Source organism: Massilia luteola (assembly GCF_034420155.1).
GTDB classification, from domain to species: Bacteria; Pseudomonadota; Gammaproteobacteria; order Burkholderiales; family Burkholderiaceae_D; genus Telluria; species Telluria luteola.
On the sequence record NZ_JAXOFN010000021.1, the window covers coordinates 1 to 17,819 of the forward strand.

At 68.0% G+C, this 17,819-nt stretch carries 17 protein-coding genes; 14 read left to right on the forward strand and 3 right to left on the reverse strand.

The features are described from left to right. Positions 1 to 315, forward strand: a 315-nt coding sequence (locus U9J41_RS19860; protein ID WP_322403893.1) for a 4Fe-4S dicluster domain-containing protein, incomplete at its 5' end; no start/stop codon positions are given. A gap of 102 nt (positions 316 to 417) precedes the next feature. Here U9J41_RS19860 and U9J41_RS19865 read toward each other — a convergent pair. After that, positions 418 to 1,272 (reverse strand): alpha/beta fold hydrolase, encoded by an 855-nt coding sequence (locus tag U9J41_RS19865; protein WP_322403894.1) that lies wholly within the window; start codon positions 1,270 to 1,272, stop codon positions 418 to 420. Between the two features lie 119 nt (positions 1,273 to 1,391). Between U9J41_RS19865 and U9J41_RS19870 the strand changes: the two genes are divergently transcribed. Beyond that, complete coding sequence (locus tag U9J41_RS19870; RefSeq protein ID WP_322403981.1) at positions 1,392 to 2,213, forward strand: LysR substrate-binding domain-containing protein; 822 nt, start codon at positions 1,392 to 1,394, stop codon at positions 2,211 to 2,213. A gap of 46 nt (positions 2,214 to 2,259) precedes the next feature. On the opposite strand, the gene U9J41_RS19875 is transcribed toward U9J41_RS19870, so the two are convergent. Beyond that, complete coding sequence (locus U9J41_RS19875; RefSeq protein ID WP_322403895.1) at positions 2,260 to 3,456, reverse strand: MFS transporter; 1,197 nt, start codon at positions 3,454 to 3,456, stop codon at positions 2,260 to 2,262. A gap of 97 nt (positions 3,457 to 3,553) precedes the next feature. On the opposite strand from U9J41_RS19875, the gene U9J41_RS19880 reads away from it, so the two are divergent. Further along, positions 3,554 to 4,444 carry a LysR substrate-binding domain-containing protein gene (locus U9J41_RS19880; protein WP_322403896.1) on the forward strand — a complete coding sequence of 297 codons (891 nt, stop codon included), beginning with the start codon at positions 3,554 to 3,556 and terminating at the stop codon, positions 4,442 to 4,444. 18 nt (positions 4,445 to 4,462) lie between these two features. Here U9J41_RS19880 and U9J41_RS19885 read toward each other — a convergent pair whose 3' ends face one another. After that, entirely contained in the window at positions 4,463 to 7,324 is a 2,862-nt protein-coding gene (locus U9J41_RS19885) for a ligand-binding sensor domain-containing diguanylate cyclase (protein ID WP_322403897.1), read from the reverse strand. Between the two features lie 180 nt (positions 7,325 to 7,504). Between U9J41_RS19885 and U9J41_RS19890 the strand changes: the two genes are divergently transcribed. The 11 genes from U9J41_RS19890 to U9J41_RS19940 all read left to right on the forward strand — a co-directional run bounded on the left by U9J41_RS19890 (position 7,505) and on the right by U9J41_RS19940 (position 17,595). After that, positions 7,505 to 7,843: a UxaA family hydrolase gene (locus U9J41_RS19890; RefSeq protein ID WP_322403898.1), complete on the forward strand. Its 339-nt coding sequence runs from the start codon at positions 7,505 to 7,507 to the stop codon at positions 7,841 to 7,843. Continuing rightward, on the forward strand, positions 7,840 to 9,066 hold the full coding sequence (locus U9J41_RS19895; protein WP_322403899.1) for a UxaA family hydrolase: 1,227 nt from the start codon (positions 7,840 to 7,842) through the stop codon (positions 9,064 to 9,066). Before U9J41_RS19890 ends, U9J41_RS19895 begins: the two co-directional genes overlap by 4 nt. A gap of 1 nt (position 9,067) precedes the next feature. Further along, positions 9,068 to 10,078 carry an aldo/keto reductase gene (locus tag U9J41_RS19900; protein WP_322403900.1) on the forward strand — a complete coding sequence of 337 codons (1,011 nt, stop codon included), beginning with the start codon at positions 9,068 to 9,070 and terminating at the stop codon, positions 10,076 to 10,078. 32 nt (positions 10,079 to 10,110) lie between these two features. After that, the gene (locus U9J41_RS19905) at positions 10,111 to 10,977 is read left to right on the forward strand and encodes a fumarylacetoacetate hydrolase family protein (protein WP_322403901.1); all 867 of its coding nucleotides are present in this window, start codon (positions 10,111 to 10,113) and stop codon (positions 10,975 to 10,977) included. A gap of 130 nt (positions 10,978 to 11,107) precedes the next feature. After that, complete coding sequence (fucP, locus tag U9J41_RS19910; protein ID WP_322403902.1) at positions 11,108 to 12,409, forward strand: L-fucose:H+ symporter permease; 1,302 nt, start codon at positions 11,108 to 11,110, stop codon at positions 12,407 to 12,409. After that, on the forward strand, positions 12,402 to 13,166 hold the full coding sequence (locus U9J41_RS19915) for an SDR family NAD(P)-dependent oxidoreductase (RefSeq protein ID WP_322403903.1): 765 nt from the start codon (positions 12,402 to 12,404) through the stop codon (positions 13,164 to 13,166). The genes fucP and U9J41_RS19915 overlap by 8 nt, the downstream gene beginning before the upstream one ends. A gap of 9 nt (positions 13,167 to 13,175) precedes the next feature. Beyond that, on the forward strand, positions 13,176 to 14,306 hold the full coding sequence (gene lldD, locus U9J41_RS19920) for an FMN-dependent L-lactate dehydrogenase LldD (RefSeq protein WP_322403904.1): 1,131 nt from the start codon (positions 13,176 to 13,178) through the stop codon (positions 14,304 to 14,306). 91 nt (positions 14,307 to 14,397) lie between these two features. Beyond that, positions 14,398 to 15,408, forward strand: coding sequence for a zinc-binding alcohol dehydrogenase family protein (locus tag U9J41_RS19925; RefSeq protein WP_322403982.1), 1,011 nt, complete (start codon positions 14,398 to 14,400; stop codon positions 15,406 to 15,408). A 75-nt stretch (positions 15,409 to 15,483) separates the two neighbouring features. Beyond that, on the forward strand, positions 15,484 to 16,398 hold the full coding sequence (locus U9J41_RS19930) for a GntR family transcriptional regulator (RefSeq protein WP_322403905.1): 915 nt from the start codon (positions 15,484 to 15,486) through the stop codon (positions 16,396 to 16,398). Between the two features lie 28 nt (positions 16,399 to 16,426). Next, positions 16,427 to 17,254 (forward strand): amidohydrolase family protein, encoded by an 828-nt coding sequence (locus tag U9J41_RS19935; RefSeq protein WP_322403983.1) that lies wholly within the window; start codon positions 16,427 to 16,429, stop codon positions 17,252 to 17,254. 11 nt (positions 17,255 to 17,265) lie between these two features. Beyond that, the gene (locus U9J41_RS19940) at positions 17,266 to 17,595 is read left to right on the forward strand and encodes an L-rhamnose mutarotase (RefSeq protein WP_322403906.1); all 330 of its coding nucleotides are present in this window, start codon (positions 17,266 to 17,268) and stop codon (positions 17,593 to 17,595) included. Positions 17,596 to 17,819: the final 224 nt, after the last annotated feature.

Genomic DNA, 17,819 nt, shown 5'->3' on the forward strand with positions numbered 1-17,819 from the left:
CAATCGCCGGAAGAACGCGAAGAGCTGGACGGCGTGTACGAGTGCATCCTGTGCGCGTGCTGCTCGACGTCGTGCCCGTCGTTCTGGTGGAATCCCGACAAGTTCGTGGGCCCGGCCGGGCTGCTGCAGGCCTACCGCTTCATCGCCGACTCGCGCGACGAAGCGACGGCCGAGCGCCTGGACAACCTGGAAGATCCGTACCGCCTGTTCCGCTGCCATTCGATCATGAATTGCACGGACGTGTGCCCGAAGGGTCTGAACCCGAACAAGGCCATCGGCAAGATCAAGGAATTGCTGGTGCGCAGGGCGATCTGAGCCGGTCGTCCATGCATGACGTCCGCGTGGGCACGGTGTGCCCACGCGTGACGCCGGCGGACCGCAAACGTCCGGGTGGCACGGCGTGCCCACCCGGCGGTATCAAATGCCGCTGACGAACGCGTCGACCAACCGGTTGAATTCCGCCGCGTGCGTCACGTTCATCCCATGCGACGCACCCGCCATGGTGCGCGCCTCGGCATCCGTTATCCACTCCGCAAGCGACTCCACGTTCTGGCGATACACGCGCGGACTCTTCGCGCCCGCGATCAGCAACGTCCTGCACTTGATGCTTTCCGCCGCCGCCCGCGTATAGGCCGGCAACGGGTCGCGGAACTGCTTCGGCAGCGTGGCCGCGTTGTCGATCGCCATCGTGCGGAACGCGGTGGGGCTCTTGCGCCAGATGCCCGGCATGCTGACCGAGTCGACGAACAGCTCCAGGCCGGCCTCGATGGCGCCGTTCCCGATCAATGCCGCGGCTTGCGCGCGCAGCGCATCGGTCGCCGGTGCCGTCGGCGCTTCCGGCATGCCCTCGATGTGCAGCGGACCGCCCGGATCGGCGAGCGTCAGCGACTTCACCAGGTACGGGTATTCGCGCGCCAGGTGGAAGGCAACGCAGCCGCCGCGCGAGTGGCCCACCAGGTGCACCGGGCCGATGTCCATCGCGGTGATGAATTCGGCGAGCTCCGCGACGTGCGTGCTCCAGCCGAACGTGCCCGTTATCGCGGTGTCGTCGCCCGGCCAGTAATGACTGAGGCTGACGGACACGCACATGAAGCGTTGCGACAGGACGTCCGCCTGGCCGTTCCAGTAGCGGTAGTCGCACAGCGAGCCGTGGACGAACAGCAGCGGTGCGCCGGAGCCGCGCGCCACGTACGGCATGCGCACACCCGAGGGCAGGGTGGCGAAGTACGTTTCCGGCGTGGCGAGGACTTGTTGATCGGTTCGTGCGTTCATGATTGGGCTCCTTTCCGCTACTATGCACCACACCCAAGACCAAGAAAATCGCATAATATTGATCGAATCAATCAGATTTTCTGATACCCGTGAAAACACTCGATCTCGATGTCCTGGCCATGATCGTGGCCGTGGCCGATACCGGCAACATCAGCCGCGCGGCCGAAGTGGTGCACCGTTCGCAATCGGCGGTGAGCATGCAGATCAAGACGCTGGAGACGGCGCTCGGCAAGCCGTTGTTCGTGCGCGGGCCCCGCAGCGTCACGCCGACGCAGGACGGCGAGGTCCTGCTGACGTACGCGCGGCGCATGCTCGCGCTGCGCGACGAAGCGTGGGCCGCCGTGGTGCGGCCGGACATCACCGGGCGCGTCGTCATCGGCGTGCCCGATGATTACGCGTCGTCGCTGCTGCCGTCGATTCTCAAGAAGTTTTCCGCCACTTATCCGAAGGTGCAGATCCAGGTGGTGGGATTGCCGAGCGTGGCGCTCGCGCCGATGGTCAAGGACGGGTCGGTCGACCTGGTGTGCGCGACGCGCGTGAAGGGCCTGTCGGGAGAATTCATCCGTTTCGAACCGATGGTGTGGGCCGCGCCGCCCGGCGCCCGCGCCATCTGGAGCGAACGGCCGTTGCCGATCGCGGTGTTCTTGCCCGGCAGCGTCGCGCGCGAGAACGCGATCCGCAGCCTCGAACGGGCGAAGATTCCGTATCGGACGTCGTACGAGAGCCCGAGCCTGATGGGGCTCCTCAGCATGGTCGAAGCGGGGCTGGCGGTGGCGCCGTTGGCGCGCTGCGCGGTGCCCGCCCATCTCACCCTGCTCGGCCAGGCGCAGGGGCTGCCGGAAATCGACCCGCTGGAGGTCATCCTCGCGCGCAGCACCAAATCGAAGCGGCCGCCGTGCGATTTCCTGGCCGAGAAGATCATGTCGGAACTGCGGCGCTGATCGTATCCGCGCCGGGCGAGGCAAGCCGGCGCGGCGTCGATGCGTCCTACGCCGCAACCAGCGCGGGCGCCACGGGCTCCAGCCGGCGCAGGCGCAGCGTGATCATCAGTGCGGCGCCCAGGAACACGCCGAGCAGCGCCACGACGCCGCCCCAGCCGCCGTGTTCCCACAGCACGCCGCACAGCCAGCCGACGAGACTGGAGCCGAGATAGTAGAACGATAAATACAGCGCCGATGCCAGCGCCTGCTGCGTGCGGGCGCGCCGGCCCACCCAGCTGCTGGCGATCGAGTGCGAGGCGAAGAAGCCGAACGTGAACACGGCCATGCCGGCCACGATCGCGGCGAGGTTGTGGGCCAGCGTCAGCAGCAGGCCCGCCAGCATCGTCCCCATGACGGTCCACAGGACGTGGCGGCGGCCCAGGCGGTCGGCGCGGCGGCCGGCCCAGACCGAGCTGAAGATGCCGAGCAGGTAGAGCAGGGAGATGCCGCCGACGACGCTCTGGCGCAGTCCGAACGGCGCGCCCAGCAGGCGAAAGCCGATGAAATTGTAGGCGCTCACGAAGCATCCCATCAGCAGGAACGACAGCGCGAACAGCCAGGGCAGGCCGGCGTCGCCGAAGTGGCGGCGCAGGCCGGAGAGCGTCGTCGCCATGCCGCCCGACGACGGCCGGAAGTTGCGCGATGCGGGCAGGCTGCGCCAGAATTCCCATGCCGCCAGCAGGCCCGCGACACCCATCACGCCGAGGGCGGCGCGCCAGGACAGGAAGTCGGACAGGATCGCCGCCAGCATCCGCCCGATCATGCCGCCGAACGCATTGCCGCTGATGTACAACCCCATCGACACCCCGAGCGACGCCGGCTCGATTTCCTCGCTGAGATACGCCATCGCGACGGCCGGCATGCCGCCCAGCGCGAAGCCCAGCAGCGTGCGCGCCGCCAGCAGCTGCGGGTAGGTGCGCGCGAATGCCGCCACCACCGTCATGATCGCGGACACGACCAGCGCGACGACCATCATGTTCTTGCGCCCGAGGCGGTCGGACAGGACGGACGACAACAGCAGGGAGACGGCCAGCGCGGCCGTCGCCAGGGACAGCGACAGGCTGCTCTGCGCCGGCGTCAGCGCGAACTCCCGCGCCAGCAGCGGCATCAGCGGCTGCACGCAGTACAGCAGCGCGAAGCAGGAAAAGCCGCCGAAGAACAGCGCGCGGTTGGTACGGCGGTAGGTGGGGACGGGACGGGACATGGCGGGACCGGGCAGGATACGATATCCCATCGTAGGATTGCCGGAACTGACTGTCCAATATATATTTGTGGCGTTACTTATCGTTCAAACAGATAACATGGAACTCAGGCACCTGCGTTACTTCGTGGCCGTGGCGGAAGAATTGAGTTTCACGCGCGCCGCAGAACGGCTGCACATCGGCCAGCCGCCGCTGAGCCAGCAGATCCAGGCGCTGGAACACGAGATCGGCGCCCGGCTGTTCGAACGCAACAGGCGGCGCGTCCTGCTGACGGAAGCGGGCAGGCTGTTCCTGGCGGACGCGCGGCGCATGCTGGCGTTGTCCGAACAGGCCAAGGAAACGGCGCGCCGCGCCCACCTGGGCGAGGCGGGCGAGCTGCGCGTCGGGTTCACGTTCTCCACGCCGTTCACGCCGCTGTTCGCCAAGGTCGTGCGACGCTACCGCCAGCAGTATCCCGGCGTGCTGCTGACGTTCCAGGAGATGGCCACGCTGCCGCAGCTGGCGAAGATCGAGGCGCGCGAGCTGGACGTGGGCTTCGTGCGGCCGGCCTCCATGCCGCTGCCGTCCACGGTGGCGGTGACGATGCTGCGCCGCGATCCGCTGCGGCTGGTGCTGCCGGCGGACGGGCCGCTCGCGCGGAAAAAATCGATCGCCGTGAACGACCTGGCGGACCAGGCGTTCGTCGTGTTTCCCAAGGAAGCCGGCACCGGCATCTATCACCAGATCCTCGACATGTGCCGCGCCGCCGGCTTTTCCCCGACCATCGCGATGGAGGCGGGCGAGCCGTCGACGATCATCGGCCTCGTCGCCGCCGGCTGCGGCATTTCGGTCCTGCCCAGTTCCTTCGAAGGGATCCACATGGAGGGCGTCGTCTACCGGCCGCTGGTCGACGCCGCGGCCACGACGTCGATGTTGCTCGCACGGCATGCCGACGGCGGCGGTCCGCTGGTGGACGCGTTCGTCGCCATTGCGCAGGCCGCCGTGGAATGACAGCCGGCGACGCCATCCCTAGTCCGCATAGCTGATACGGTCACGGCCTTCGTTCTTCGACCGGTACAGCGCCTGGTCGGCGCGGCCGATCAGTTCGAGCGGATCGCGGCGGGTCGCGGGCGTAAAGCCGACGACGCCGAAGCTCGCGGTGACGGCCAGTGTCTTCCCCGTGCCGATGTCGACCGGTTCGGCGCGCACGATCCCGCGCAACGCATCGATCCGGCCCGAATCGGCCGGCAGCGTCAAGCCGGGCAATACGATGATGAATTCTTCGCCGCCGTAGCGCCCGACCGCGTCGTAAGGCCGCACGGCCGACTTCAGGCGGCGCGCCGTTTCCACCAGCACCGCGTCGCCCGCCAGGTGTCCATGCGTGTCGTTGACCCGTTTGAAGTAATCCAGATCCAGCAGCACCAGCGCGAAACTCTCGCCCGAGCGCAGGCATTTCTCGATCTCGCGCTCGACGATTTCCATCGTCGCGCTGCGGTTCCAGCAGCCGGTCAGCCCGTCCTTCAAGGCGCGTACGCGCATCTCCTCGCGCGACAGTTCCAGCTCGTGCGTTCTTTCCTGCACCAGCGCCGCCAGCCTGGTTTCGCGCCGCGTCAGCGCGCGCAGGCGGACGCGATGGAAGCCATAAAACGCACCCAGCGTGGCGACGACGCACAGTCCGTAGAAAAGGCCGCTGCGCCACCAGGGCGGGGCGATCGAGAAGGCCAGTTCGGCCGGTGCCGACTGCTCCCCGGTTTCATTGTCGACGGCAACGAGCTGGAAGCGGTAATCGCCGCCCGGCAGGGCCGCATAACGCACTTCCGGCTGCACCGTTTCATTCCACTGATCGTCGACGCCGAGCAGGCGGAATCGATAATGGAATCCCTGGCGGTCCTCGTATTGCAGGTTGGCGAGGTGGAATACGAGCTGGTCCGCCGTCCACGGCAATGCCGCGGCGCCTGCCGCCAGGGGGCGGCCGGCGCGGATCGCCGCTTCGATCACCGGCTTGCGTGCGGCGGCATCGAACAGGCGTTCGGGATGCAGGACGTGCGACAGGCCGTTGCTGGTGATGAGCCACATCGAGCCGTCATGGTCTTCGTATGATGTGTAGCCGTTCGAATCGTTCCATGCCAGGCCGTGCGTCTGGTTCAGCAGGCGCCAGCGCTTGCGGTTCCATACCGCGAAGCCCACGTCCAGTCCCGCCCAGATCCAGCCGCGGCTGTCTTCGGCCAACGAATGGATGGCGCGATCGCGCAACACCGGCGCATCGATGCGCGTGGCGCGGGGGACGCCGCGGGGCTGAAGCTGCCACAAGCCTTCGTACGTGCTCGCCAACAGCGTACCGTCGCGCGTGCAAGCGAATGCCACGATGTCGCGGCCATGCAACGCTGCGCCAAACGGCAATACCTCCCAGTCACGGCCGTTGAAATGCAGGATGTCGGCCACGCTCGCGAACCACAGGTCGCCGTGCCGGTCCGCGCAGCCGGAACTCACCGGGTTTTGCGGGTGCCGGCCGGCCATGGCGGGAATGGGCGCCGCTTGCGGTTGCGCGCCGGCGGGCGCTGTGTCGGGCAGTACGCGCAGGCCGTTCGCGGTCGCCACCCAGATGCGTCCACGGTCCGCCAGCACGTGGCTGATCAGCGGCTGATGCGCGATCAACGTCGTTCGCGCGGCGCGGTCGCGGCGCAGCAGCAGGCCGGAATACGTGCCGGCCCATAACCGGTCCTGCGTGTCGGTGTCCATGCCCGCCCATTGGTGTCCGGCAAAGGCAGCCGGCCCGGCGTCGGCCGTGAACCGGCGCCCGCCGGGGGCTTGCGAGGCATGGCCCGAGCGCGTGCCTACGTGCAGGGTACCGTGGAGGTCCCGCCGCACGGAGATGACGACGTCGTCCGGCAATCCCTGGGACGCGGTCCAGTTCTCCAGATTGCCATAGCCGAGCCAATGCACCAGGCCGCGTCCCAGGGTGCCCAGCCAGATGCCGTGCTCGTGGTCCTGCAGGATGGCCGTGACGCCCCCGCCGGCATGCAGATCCTGGTCGCTGCCGAAGGATTCCCATTTGCCCGCATGCCAGCGCACCAGGCCCGAGTCGGCATTGGTCATCACCCTGCCATCCGCGTCCACCTGCAGTTCGGTGCGCAGGGAATGCTTGCGTATCTCGTCCGGTGTGCGCTCCTCGAAGCGCCCGGCGCCTGCCGGCAGTGCGAAGACGCGTGTCGCGCTGCGGATCCACAGCGTGCCCGCGGCGTCGCGCGCGATGCTGGTCCATTTATCCGCGGGCAGGCCGGCGTCGCGCCCGTCGACGACGACACGGCCATGACTGACGGTGCACAAGGACTGCATGCATCCCATCCGCAGGCTGCCGTCCGCATCGACGTGGATGCTGGCGATTTTTGCCAGTTCCGGCCGGGCCCGTATCTGCGCGGGGGTGAAGTAATTGCGGACGCTGGTCTCGCCGCCGTGCCGTGCGATCGCCAGCAGGCGGCCCTCCGTGACGAGCAGGACGTCCTTGTCCGGCCCCTCGGCGCCGACCTGTCCCGGCCAGACCGCGATCGGCTTGCCCTGGTACAGGACGACGGACAGCCGCCCGCCGTCGAGGCGGTAGAAATTCTCGTACGTGCCGACCCAGGTTCCCGCGGCGCGGCCGGCGAACAGCGCGGTCACATCGGCATCCGCGAGGCCGTCCGGCGCGCCGTAGCGGCGGAAATCCGCGCCATTGAAACGGAACAGGCCGTTTTCCGTGCCGACCCAGAGATAACCGGCACCATCCTGCGCCAGCGCCGTGACGGCCAGATTGCCCAGTCCTTCGCCCTGGCCAAATTGCTTCAGTGATAATTGCTGGGCAGGCGCCTGCATGACCAGACAGGTGAGGGCAAGCCCGGAAAGGCGTTGGGTCAACTTCGGATTCATGACATCGAGATAAATATGGCGTTACATTGTCCGATCTTACCTTATATTGCGCGATAGCAATATTATTGTCGCCTGTTCATGTTGCAGCGCAGCGCAGCAAACTATCGTATGTTTTCAATTTATAGAATACAATTGGCACACTACTCCAGTCAGCAGTAAAGGATCGTCATGTCCAGCACCACCCCAGCGCAGGCCGGCAGCCTGCTGCTCATGTCACGCGAGGACAACTGCCTCATCGCCCGCGTCGACCTCAAGGCCGGCGCCACGGTCGTCATCGACGACCGCGCCGTGACCCTTCCCGGCGACGTCCGTCTCGGCCACAAGGTCGCGCGCCGCGACCTCGCGCCCGGCACCAAGGTGCTGCGCTACGGCGCCATCATCGGCACCGCCACGGTCCCCATCGCGATCGGCGCGCACATCCACACGCACAACCTGGAAAGCGACTACATCCCGACTTTCACGCTCGACCAGGACGGGCACCACTTCATCGGACACAAGGCACCATGAGCACCATCGATATTCCCGGCACCGCCCTGACGGGCTATCCGCGCGCGGACGGCCGCAAGGGCATCCGCAACGTCGTCGTCGTGGCCTACCTGGTCGAATGCGCGCACCACGTCGCGCGGCTGATCGTGAACGCGTTTCCCGGCCAGCCGGTGCACCTGATCGGCTTCCCCGGCTGCTATCCGAACGAATACGCGGACGCGATCATGCGCCGCGTGCTGACGCACCCGAACGTGGGCGCGGCGCTGCTGGTGTCGCTCGGCTGCGAGAGCTTCGACAAGGGCGGCGTGGCCCATGCCGTCGCGGACAGCGGGCGGCCCGTGCACACGGTCACGATCCAGGACGTGGGCGGCACGCGCTCGGGCGTGAAGGGCGGCGTGGAATGGGTGCAGTGGGCCGTCGAGGACCTGGCGCGCCAGGAGCGCGTGCCGATGCGGCTGGATGAACTGGTCGTGGCCACGATCTGCGGCGGCTCGGACAGCACCAGCGGCATCACGGCCAATCCGGCCGTGGGCGCGGCGTTCGACCAGTTGATCGCGGCGGGCAGCGCCTGCATATTCGAGGAAACGGGTGAACTGGTCGGCTGCGAATTCCACATGAAGCGCCGCGCCGTCACGCCCGAGCTGGGCGACGAGATCGTGCGCACGGTCGAGAAGGCGTCGCGCTACTACACGATCATGGGCCACGGCAGCTTCGCGCCCGGCAATGCGGACGGCGGCCTGACGACCCTGGAAGAGAAATCGCTGGGCGCCTACGCCAAGAGCGGCGCGTCGCCGATCTGCGGCATCCTGAAGCCCGGCGACCTGCCGCCGACCGGCGGCCTGTACCTGCTGGACGTGGTGCCGGACGGCGAGCCGCGCTTCGGCTTCCCGAACATCTCGGACAACGCCGAGATCGTGGAGCTGATCGCGTGCGGCGCGCACGTCACGCTGTTCACCACGGGGCGCGGTTCGGTGGTCGGGTCGGCCATTTCGCCCGTCATCAAGGTGTGCGCCAACCCGGCGACGTATGCGCGCCTGGAAGAAGACATGGACGTCAACGCCGGCCGCATCCTGACGGGGCACGCCAGCATCGAGGAGGTCGGCACCGAGATCGTCGGGCTGGTCGCGGGCGTCGCGAACGGGGCGTGCACGAAGTCGGAAGACCTGGGCCACCAGGAATTCATCCTCACCTATAAACAGTTCGAGCCGATCGGGCCGGGCTGCCTGCCGTTGAAGGTCGCCTAGGATGGAGAGCAACGACACGGAAACCAGGCGGACGAAAGGCCTGCCGTTCACGCGGCTGGGTCTCGGCTGCGCGCAGCTGGGCGGCCTGTTCGAGCCGATGGCGGAAGCCGACGCCCTGGCGCTCGTCGATGCCGCCTGGGACCTGGGCATCCGCTATTTCGATACGGCGCCGTACTACGGCTTCACGCTGTCCGAACGCCGGCTCGGCGCGGCGCTGCGCGCGCGGCCGCGCGACGCTTACTTGGTCAGCACGAAGGTGGGCCGCCTGATGCGGCCCGATGCGACCGTGCGGCCGGGCGAGTGCGGCTGGGCCGCGCCGCTGCCGTTCCGGCCCCATTACGACTACACGCACGACGGCATCCTGCGCTCGCACGAGGACAGCCTGCAGCGCCTGGGACTGGATCGCGTCGACATCCTGTACGTGCACGACATCGGCCGCGTCACCCACGGCGAGCGCCATGCGCACTACTGGACACAGCTGACCGAGGGCGGCGGTTTCCGCGCGCTGGAGCAGCTGCGCGCCGAGGGCGCGATCAAGGCCATCGGCCTCGGCGTCAACGAGTGGGAAGTGGTGGCCGACGCGCTGGATGTGTGCGCGCTCGACTGCGTGCTGCTGGCCGGGCGCTACACGCTGCTGGAGCAGGCGTCGCTGGCGCCGCTGATGGACCGCTGTGCGCGCGCGGGGACGGCCGTCGTCATCGGCGGGCCGTTCAACTCCGGCATCCTGGCCGGCACGAACAAATTCAATTACGAGGACGCCCCGGCCGCCGTCGTCGAGCGGGTGCGGACCATCGCCGCCGTGTGCCGCGCGTTCGACGTGCCGCTGCAGGCGGCCGCGCTGCAGTTCCCGATGGCCCATCCGGCCGTGGTGTCGTGCATCCCCGGCGCCCAGAACATCGCCCAGCTGTGCCAGAACGCGCACTGGTTCGACGAGCCGCTGCCGGCGTCGCTGTGGGCGGCGCTCAGGCGGGCCGGCGTGCTCGACCCGAACGCGCCGGTCCCGGCGGCGTAACCATTTAATGCAACCCGTACCAAAGGAATGACATGAAATTGCTGCGATTCGGCCCCAAGGGCGCCGAGAAACCCGGTCTGCTCGACGCCGGCGGCGTGATCCGCGACCTGTCCGGCGTGGTGCCCGACCTGACCTCGGCCCAGCTGGCCGGCGGCCTGCTGGCCCGCCTGTCCGACATCGATCCGAGCCGCCTGCCGGCCGTGGCCCAGCCGGTGCGCTACGCGCCCATCGTGGCCGACATCGGCAAGCTGATTTGCGTGGGCCTGAACTATTCCGACCATGCGGCCGAATCGGGCATGGCCGTGCCGGCCGAGCCGGTGCTGTTCACGAAGGCGACCAGCTCGATCATCGGCTGCAACGACGCGGTGGTGCTGCCGCGCGGCTCCGTCAAGAGCGACTGGGAAGTGGAACTCGGCGTCGTGATCGGCAAGCGCGCCCGCTACGTCGACGAAACCGATGCCCTCGATTACGTGGCCGGCTACTGCGTGGTGAACGACCTGTCCGAGCGCGAGTACCAGCTGGAACGGGGCGGCCAGTGGGACAAGGGCAAGGGTTGCGATACGTTCGGTCCCGTCGGCCCGTGGCTCGTGACGACCGACGAGGTGCCGGATCCGCAGAACCTGGACATGTGGCTGGAAGTGAACGGCCAGCGCTACCAGACGGGCAACACGCGTACGATGGTGTTCACGGTCGCGCACCTGGTCAGCTACATCAGCCGGTTCATGACCCTGCAGCCGGGTGACGTCATCAGCACGGGCACGCCGCCGGGCGTCGGGCTGGGCCAGAAGCCGGATCCCGTCTACCTGGCGCCGGGCGATCGCATGCGGCTCGGCATTGCCGGGCTGGGCGAACAGGAACAGACCGTCCACGCCTGGAACGAGGCGCTGATCGACGGCTGATCGCCATGTGGCCGCGCGTGCCGCATGTGGATGATCGGTGCTGCGCGTGGGCACCCCGTGCCCACGCGTGGCGTATGTGGATGGCTGGCGCGAAATACAGGCCAGGCACCGGAACGGAGACTTAGCAGACATGACGGACCCCTCGACGCGGCAGTACCGGTTTTCCCTCGTGATGATCACCACATTGTTTTTCATGTGGGGGTTCGTCCATAACCTCGACCCGATCCTGATCCCGCACCTGCGGCGTTCGTTCAGCCTGACCGTGCTGCAGTCCGCCCTCGTGGATTCGGCCGTGTTCATCGCGTACTTCGTGATGGCGCTGCCGGCCGGGCTGCTGATCCGGCGGGCCGGCTACAAGGCCGCCATCATCTGCGGCCTGCTGCTGTTCGCCACCGGCTCGCTGATGTTCATCCCGGCCGCGAACACGCAGCAGTACGTGGTGTTCCTGGCCGCGCTGTTCACCATCGCCTGCGGCCTGACGATCCTGGAGACGGCCGCCAACCCGTACGTGACCCTGCTGGGCAAGCCGGAACGGGCGGCCCAGCGCATCAACCTGGCCCAGTCGTTCAACGGCCTGGCGGCCACGCTGGCGCCGATCATCGGCGCGCGCCTGATCCTCGTGCATGGGGCGAACGACCAGCAGCTGGCCGCGATGCCCGCGCTGGCACGCCAGGCGGCGCTCGCGGCGGAAGCGGCCAGCGTGAAAGGGCCGTACATGGTGCTCGGGCTCGTCATCCTCGTGCTCGCCGTCGTGTTCTACTTCCTCAAGCTGCCGGAGATCGGCGGCCGGTCGGGCAATGCGCCGGCCAAGAGTTCGGTCGGCGCGGCGCTGCGGGTGCCGTCGATCCGCCGCGGCGCCATCGCGCAATTCTTTTACGTGGGCGCGCAGGTCTGCGTGTTCAGCTTCTTCATCCTGTACGCCACGCGCTCGGCGGGCGTGTCGCCCGTCACCGCGGCCGATTACCTCGGGTGGGGCTGCGGCATGGCGTTCATGGTCGGGCGCTTCGTCGGCACGGGCCTGATGCGCGTGGTGGCGCCCGCGCGGCTGCTGTGGCGGTATGCGCTGGCCTGCATCGTGCTGGCGGGGGTGGCGATGGTGGCGCACGGCCTGCTCAGCATCGCGGCCGTGATCGGCATCGCCTTCTTCATGTCGATCATGTTCCCGACGATTTTCTCGCTGGGCCTGAACGGCGCGGGCCACCACGCCGACATGGGCAGTGGCCTGATCATCATGTCGATCGTCGGCGGCGCCTTGCTGCCGCTGCTGTTCGGCTTCGTCAGCGACGTGACGCACAACGTGCAGTTCGGCTACGCGGTGCCGCTGCTGTGCTTCGTCGTCATCGCCTGGTTCGCGCGCGCCGCGCTCGTGCAGGACGGCCGGGACGCCCCCGCGGCGGCGCCATCTTCAATAGGAGTTACGAAACGTGTTTAGACTGAACGACAAGACGGCCGTGATCACGGGCGGCGGCAGCGGCATCGGCAAAGCGATCGCCCAGCTGTTTGCCCAGCAGGGCGCGCATGTGCACGTGGTCGACCTGAACGACGCCGCCTGCCTGCAGGTCGTGCGCGAGATCCGCGAGGAGGCCGGCCGCGTCACGTCGCACGCCTGCGACGTATCGCGCCAGGCCGATGTCGAGGCGTTGATGACGGCGATCGGTCCGATCGACATCCTGATCAACAATGCCGGGATCGCCCACATCGGCAAGGCGGACACGACGAGCGAAGAGGATTTCGACCGCGTCATGAACGTCAACGTGAAGGGCGTCTACAATTGCCTGCACGCCGCGATCCCCCAGCTGCGCGCGAATGGCGGCGGCGTCATCGTCAACATGGCGTCCGTCGCGGCCTGGGTGGGCATCAAGGAGCGCTTTGCGTACTCGACGGGCAAGGGCGCCGTGATGGCGATGACGCTGTCCGTCGCCAAGGACTACCTGCAGGACGGGATCCGCTGCAATTCGATCTCGCCGGGCCGGGTGCACACGCCGTTCGTGGACGGCTTCCTGGCGCGGACCTATCCGGGCCGGGAGGCGGAGATGTTCGAGCAGCTGTCGAAGACCCAGCCCATCGGCCGCATGGCCAAACCGTCCGAGGTGGCCGCGCTGGCGTTATACTTGTGCAGCGACGAAGCGGCCTTCATCACCGGCACCGACTATCCGATCGACGGCGGCTTCATCACCCTGAACTCTTAAGCCCGCACGATGATCATTTCTTCCGCCACCGATTACCGCGAAGCCGCGCGCCGCAAGCTGCCGCCGTTCCTGTTCCATTATCTCGACGGCGGCTCCGGCACCGAGACGACGCTGCGCGCCAACGTCGACGACCTGCAGCGCGTCGCCCTGCGCCAGCGCGTGCTCAAGGGATCGGAAACGCTGGACCTGTCGACCGAGTGGTTCGGGGTGAAGCACGGCCTGCCGCTGGCGCTGGCCCCGATCGGCCTCGCCGGCATGTATGCGCGCCGCGGCGAAGTGCAGGCGGCCCGCGTGGCGGCGGAACGCCACATCCCGTTCATCCAGTCGACCGTGTCCGTGTGCCCGCTGCAGGAAGTGGCGACGCAGTCGGCGCAACCGATCTGGTGCCAGCTGTACGTCCTCAAGGACCGCGGCTTCATGCGCGACTACCTGCGCCGCGCGCGCGAGCTGGGCATCGACACGCTGGTGTTCACCGTCGACATGCCGGTGCCCGGCGCGCGCTACCGCGACGCCCATGCCGGCATGAGCGGCCGCCACGGCCCGCTGCGCCGCGTGCTGCAGGCGATGGCGCATCCGCGCTGGGCGCTGGACGTCGGCCTGCTCGGCAAGCCCCACGACCTGGGCAACATCTCGACCTACCGCGGCAATCCGACCGGGCTCGCGGACTACATCGGCTGGCTGGCCGCCAACTTCGATCCGGGCATCAGCTGGAGTGACCTGCAGTGGATCCGCGACGAGTGGCAGGGGCCCATGGTCATCAAGGGGATCCTCGACGCCGACGATGCGCGCGATGCGAAATCGTTCGGCGCGGACGGCATCATCGTCTCCAACCACGGCGGCCGCCAACTGGACGGCGCGCTGTCCACCGCGAAGGCGCTGCCGGCCATCGCGCAGGCGGTCAAGGGCGACCTGACCATCTTCGCCGACTCCGGCGTGCGCACGGGCCTCGACGTCGTGCGCCTGCTGGCGCTCGGCGCGGACGGCGTGTTGATCGGGCGCGCCTTCGTGTACGCGCTCGCGACGAGCGGCGCGGCCGGCGTGCGCAACCTGCTCGCCATCCTGGAAAAGGACATCCGGACCAGCATGGTGCTCACCGGCGTGCAATCCGTGCGCGATATCGACGCGTCCTGCCTGGCCTGAACGCCCGGGGCGGGATGCGACGGCGTCGCGTTTCGCCCTTGATTGTCTTAAATTTATAGAATACATTTCGAAAGGCGAAACGATGAACCAGATGAAAAGCATCGTGTGCGAGGGACCCGGCGAACTGCGCCTGCGGCGCGGACCGGTCCCGACGGCCGCGGCCGGCGACGTGCTGCTGCGCGTGCGGCGCATCGGCGTGTGCGGGACGGACATGCACATCTTCCGCGGCACCCAGCCGTACCTGGCATACCCGCGCGTGATGGGCCATGAATTGTCCGGCGAAGTGGTGACGGCGCCCGCCGGCTCCGGCCTCCTGCCTGGCGACGGCGTGTTCGTAATGCCCTACCTGTCGTGCGGCGATTGCGTCGCGTGCCGCAAGGGCAAGACGAATTGCTGCACGCGGATCCAGGTACTGGGCGTGCACCGCGACGGCGGCATGGCCGAATACCTCGCGGTGCCCGCCGCCTTCGTGCTCAAGACCGAAGGCATCTCGCTGGACGATGCCGCCATGCTGGAGTTCCTCGCCATCGGCATGCACGCGGTGCGCCGCGGGGCCGTGGCGGCCGGGCAGCGCGTACTGGTGGTCGGGGCGGGACCGATCGGCGTGGCGGTCGCGCTGTTCTCCGCCCTCGCGGGCGCCGAGGTCACCGTGCTCGACGCGCGCGCCGACCGCCTCGGTTTCTGCACGGACGTGCTGCGCGTCGCGCATGCCGTGACGGCGGGCGAGGGCGACCGCGAGCAGCTCGCGGCCATCACCGGCGGCGATTTCTTCGACGCGGTGTTCGACGCCACCGGCAACATCAAGGCGATGGAGCGGGGCCTGGACTTCGTCGCGCACGGCGGCACGTACGTCCTCGTATCGATCGTGCCGGAGCGGCTCTCGTTCGCCGACCCCGAGTTCCACAAGCGCGAAACGACGCTGCTCGGCAGCCGCAACGCGACCGTGGACGACTTCCGCGCCGTGCTCGCGGCGATGAAGGCGGGCCTGGTGCCGACGCGGGCGATGAACACCCACCGCGCCACGCTGGACGAATTCATCGACGCGCTGCCGCGGTGGATGGATCCGGCCAGCGGCGTGATCAAGGCCATCGTCGAGGTGTGACGATGCGGCCTTCCGCAATGACGCGCAGATCCGGTAGAATGACGGATTGTCCATATGGACTGGATCCCGGACTTCATGGCCCGACCTCCCACCATCTTCAAGCGCAGTGCGAACCTGCTGCTGCAGTATATTGCCGACCATGTGGCGGTCGGCGACGCGCTGCCGACCGAGCAGCACATGGCCGAACTGGGCGAGGGCAGCCGCACGGCGATCCGCAGCGCGCTGGCGCATTTCCGCGAGTGCGGCCTGATCAGCGACCTGAAGGAACGCCGCCTGCTGCGCAAGCCGCTGCGCGGGGATTACTTCGAGCTGGACGAACTGCGGACGGGCGCCGACCGCATCCGCGACGTGCTGATGGAGCGGATCTATCGCAGCGACCTGCCGCCCGGGGCGGAGTTCTCGGAAACGGAACTGGCGCGCGCGGCCGGCACGAGCACGATCAGCGTGCGCGAATTCCTGATCGGCTTTTCGCATTCGGGCCTGATCGAGAAGAAGCCGCGCGGCGGCTGGCGCCTGTGCGCGTTCGACCGCTCGTTCGCGATGGAGCTGGCCGACGTGCGCCAGATGTTCGAGTTCGCCGCCATCGACCGCTTCATCGCGCTGCCGCCGGACGATCCGGCGTTCCGGGAGCTGGGTCAGCTGATCGCGCGGCACGAGCAGCTGGGTTCCGTCATGCCCACGCATCACAAGGACTTCCCGGCGCTCGACCGCGACTTCCACACCTTCCTGATGGGGCAGTTGAACAATCGCTTCGCGCAAGGCTTCTTCGACCTCGTGTCGCTGGTGTTCCACTACCACTATCAATGGGACAAGTCGCAGGAAATGGTGCGCAACGAGTACGCCGTGCACGAACACCTGGACATCCTGCGGGCGCTGGCGCGGCGCGACGTCATGGCCGCGCGCGAGGCGATGCGCATCCACCTGAATTCGGCGCGCAGCACCCTGCTGCAGGCGATCCGCGTCCGCGAAATGAAGGCGCACCCCGGCTGACGCACGGGCCGGCGCGGGAGGGCATGTGATGCTCGTCGACGCCCACCAGCACTTCTGGCGGCTGGCCGACCGCGACGGCGCGTGGCCGCCGCCCGGGCTTTCCGCCATCTACCGCGACTTCCTGCCGGACGACCTGGCGCACCTGCTCGACCGCCACGGCGTCGCGCGGACGGTGCTCGTGCAATCGATGCCCAACGAGGACGACACGCGCTTCATGCTCGACCTCGCGCGCCAGCATCCGTTCATCGGCGGCGTGGTCGGCTGGGTCGACATGAAGGCGCCCGGCGCGGCGGCGCGGATCGCCGCGCTCGCGGCCGACCCGATGCTCAAGGGCTTGCGACCCATGCTGCAGGACCTGGAGGACGACGACTGGATCGCCGACGCGGCGCTGGCGCCGGCCGTGGCGGCCATGCAGCGCCATCGCCTCAGCTTCGACGCGCTGGTCCTGCCGCGCCACCTGCCCGCCTTGTCCGCGTTCGCGGCGCGCCATCCGGATCTGCCCATCGTGATCGACCACGGCGCCAAGCCGCTGATCGTGCACGGCGTGATGGAACCGTGGCGCGGCGACATCGCGCGCCTTGCCGCCATGCCGCACGTGTATTGCAAGCTGTCCGGGCTCGTCACCGAGGCGGGCCCCGGCTGGGATGTCGACCGCCTGCGGCCGTACGTGGCGCACCTGCTCGCGAGCTTCGGCCCGCAGCGGCTGATCTGGGGCAGCGACTGGCCCGTGCTGAACCTGGCGGCCGATTACGCGGGCTGGATCGCCGCCTGCGCAGCGCTGCTGGACGGCCTGGACGAGCCGGACCGGCACGCCGTGTTCGGGCTGAACGCCCGGCGTTTTTACCGTATCGATTGAGGAGGAGTGATATGCAGAGAATGGGAATGGTGATCGGCATCGCGCCGGAAAAGATCGCGGAATACAAGGCGCTGCACGCCGCCGTCTGGCCGCAGGTGCTGGCCCGGCTGAGCGAGGCGAACGTGCGCAACTACACGATCTTCCTGCGCGAGCCGGAGAACCTGTTGTTCGGGTGTTGGGAATACCATGGCGCGGACTTCAATGCCGACATGGGCCGCATCGCGGCGGATCCGGAAACGCAGCGCTGGTGGACGTTCTGCAGCCCGTGCCAGGTGCCGCTCGCGAGCCGGGCCGAAGGCGAGCACTGGGCGATGATGGAGTCGGTGTTTCACATGGATTGAGTCCGGAAATCCGGTGCGGGGTGCTAGTCGATGCAGGCCGCCAGGGCGCAGGTACACAGCGACGGCGCGAGGCGGCAGGTGTTGGTGCTGTTCATGATGTTATTTGATGAGGTAATGGTCCTGAGTCGCCATCGCGCGCGGTCGGCTTGGCGTCGATAATCATGTTCTCGCTGCCTTCGACTACGCTGCCGCCATGTGAGGTTGTGCCGTCGACCCGGATGGGT

Bases quoted from the DNA above. Each gene is read 5' to 3' on its own strand.
- U9J41_RS19940 (WP_322403906.1), top strand. From the start codon at position 17,266: ATGCAGAGAATGGGAATGGTGATCGGCATCGCGCCGGAAAAGATCGCG.
- U9J41_RS19870 (WP_322403981.1), top strand. From the start codon at position 1,392: ATGATCGTGGCCGTGGCCGATACCGGCAACATCAGCCGCGCGGCCGAA.
- lldD (WP_322403904.1), top strand. From the start codon at position 13,176: ATGATCATTTCTTCCGCCACCGATTACCGCGAAGCCGCGCGCCGCAAG.
- U9J41_RS19890 (WP_322403898.1), top strand. From the start codon at position 7,505: ATGTCCAGCACCACCCCAGCGCAGGCCGGCAGCCTGCTGCTCATGTCA.
- U9J41_RS19895 (WP_322403899.1), top strand. From the start codon at position 7,840: ATGAGCACCATCGATATTCCCGGCACCGCCCTGACGGGCTATCCGCGC.
- U9J41_RS19900 (WP_322403900.1), top strand. From the start codon at position 9,068: ATGGAGAGCAACGACACGGAAACCAGGCGGACGAAAGGCCTGCCGTTC.
- U9J41_RS19905 (WP_322403901.1), top strand. From the start codon at position 10,111: ATGAAATTGCTGCGATTCGGCCCCAAGGGCGCCGAGAAACCCGGTCTG.
- U9J41_RS19930 (WP_322403905.1), top strand. From the start codon at position 15,484: ATGGCCCGACCTCCCACCATCTTCAAGCGCAGTGCGAACCTGCTGCTG.
- fucP (WP_322403902.1), top strand. From the start codon at position 11,108: ATGACGGACCCCTCGACGCGGCAGTACCGGTTTTCCCTCGTGATGATC.
- U9J41_RS19935 (WP_322403983.1), top strand. From the start codon at position 16,427: ATGCTCGTCGACGCCCACCAGCACTTCTGGCGGCTGGCCGACCGCGAC.
- U9J41_RS19925 (WP_322403982.1), top strand. From the start codon at position 14,398: ATGAAAAGCATCGTGTGCGAGGGACCCGGCGAACTGCGCCTGCGGCGC.
- U9J41_RS19865 (WP_322403894.1), bottom strand. From the start codon at position 1,272: ATGAACGCACGAACCGATCAACAAGTCCTCGCCACGCCGGAAACGTAC.
- U9J41_RS19880 (WP_322403896.1), top strand. From the start codon at position 3,554: ATGGAACTCAGGCACCTGCGTTACTTCGTGGCCGTGGCGGAAGAATTG.
- U9J41_RS19875 (WP_322403895.1), bottom strand. From the start codon at position 3,456: ATGTCCCGTCCCGTCCCCACCTACCGCCGTACCAACCGCGCGCTGTTC.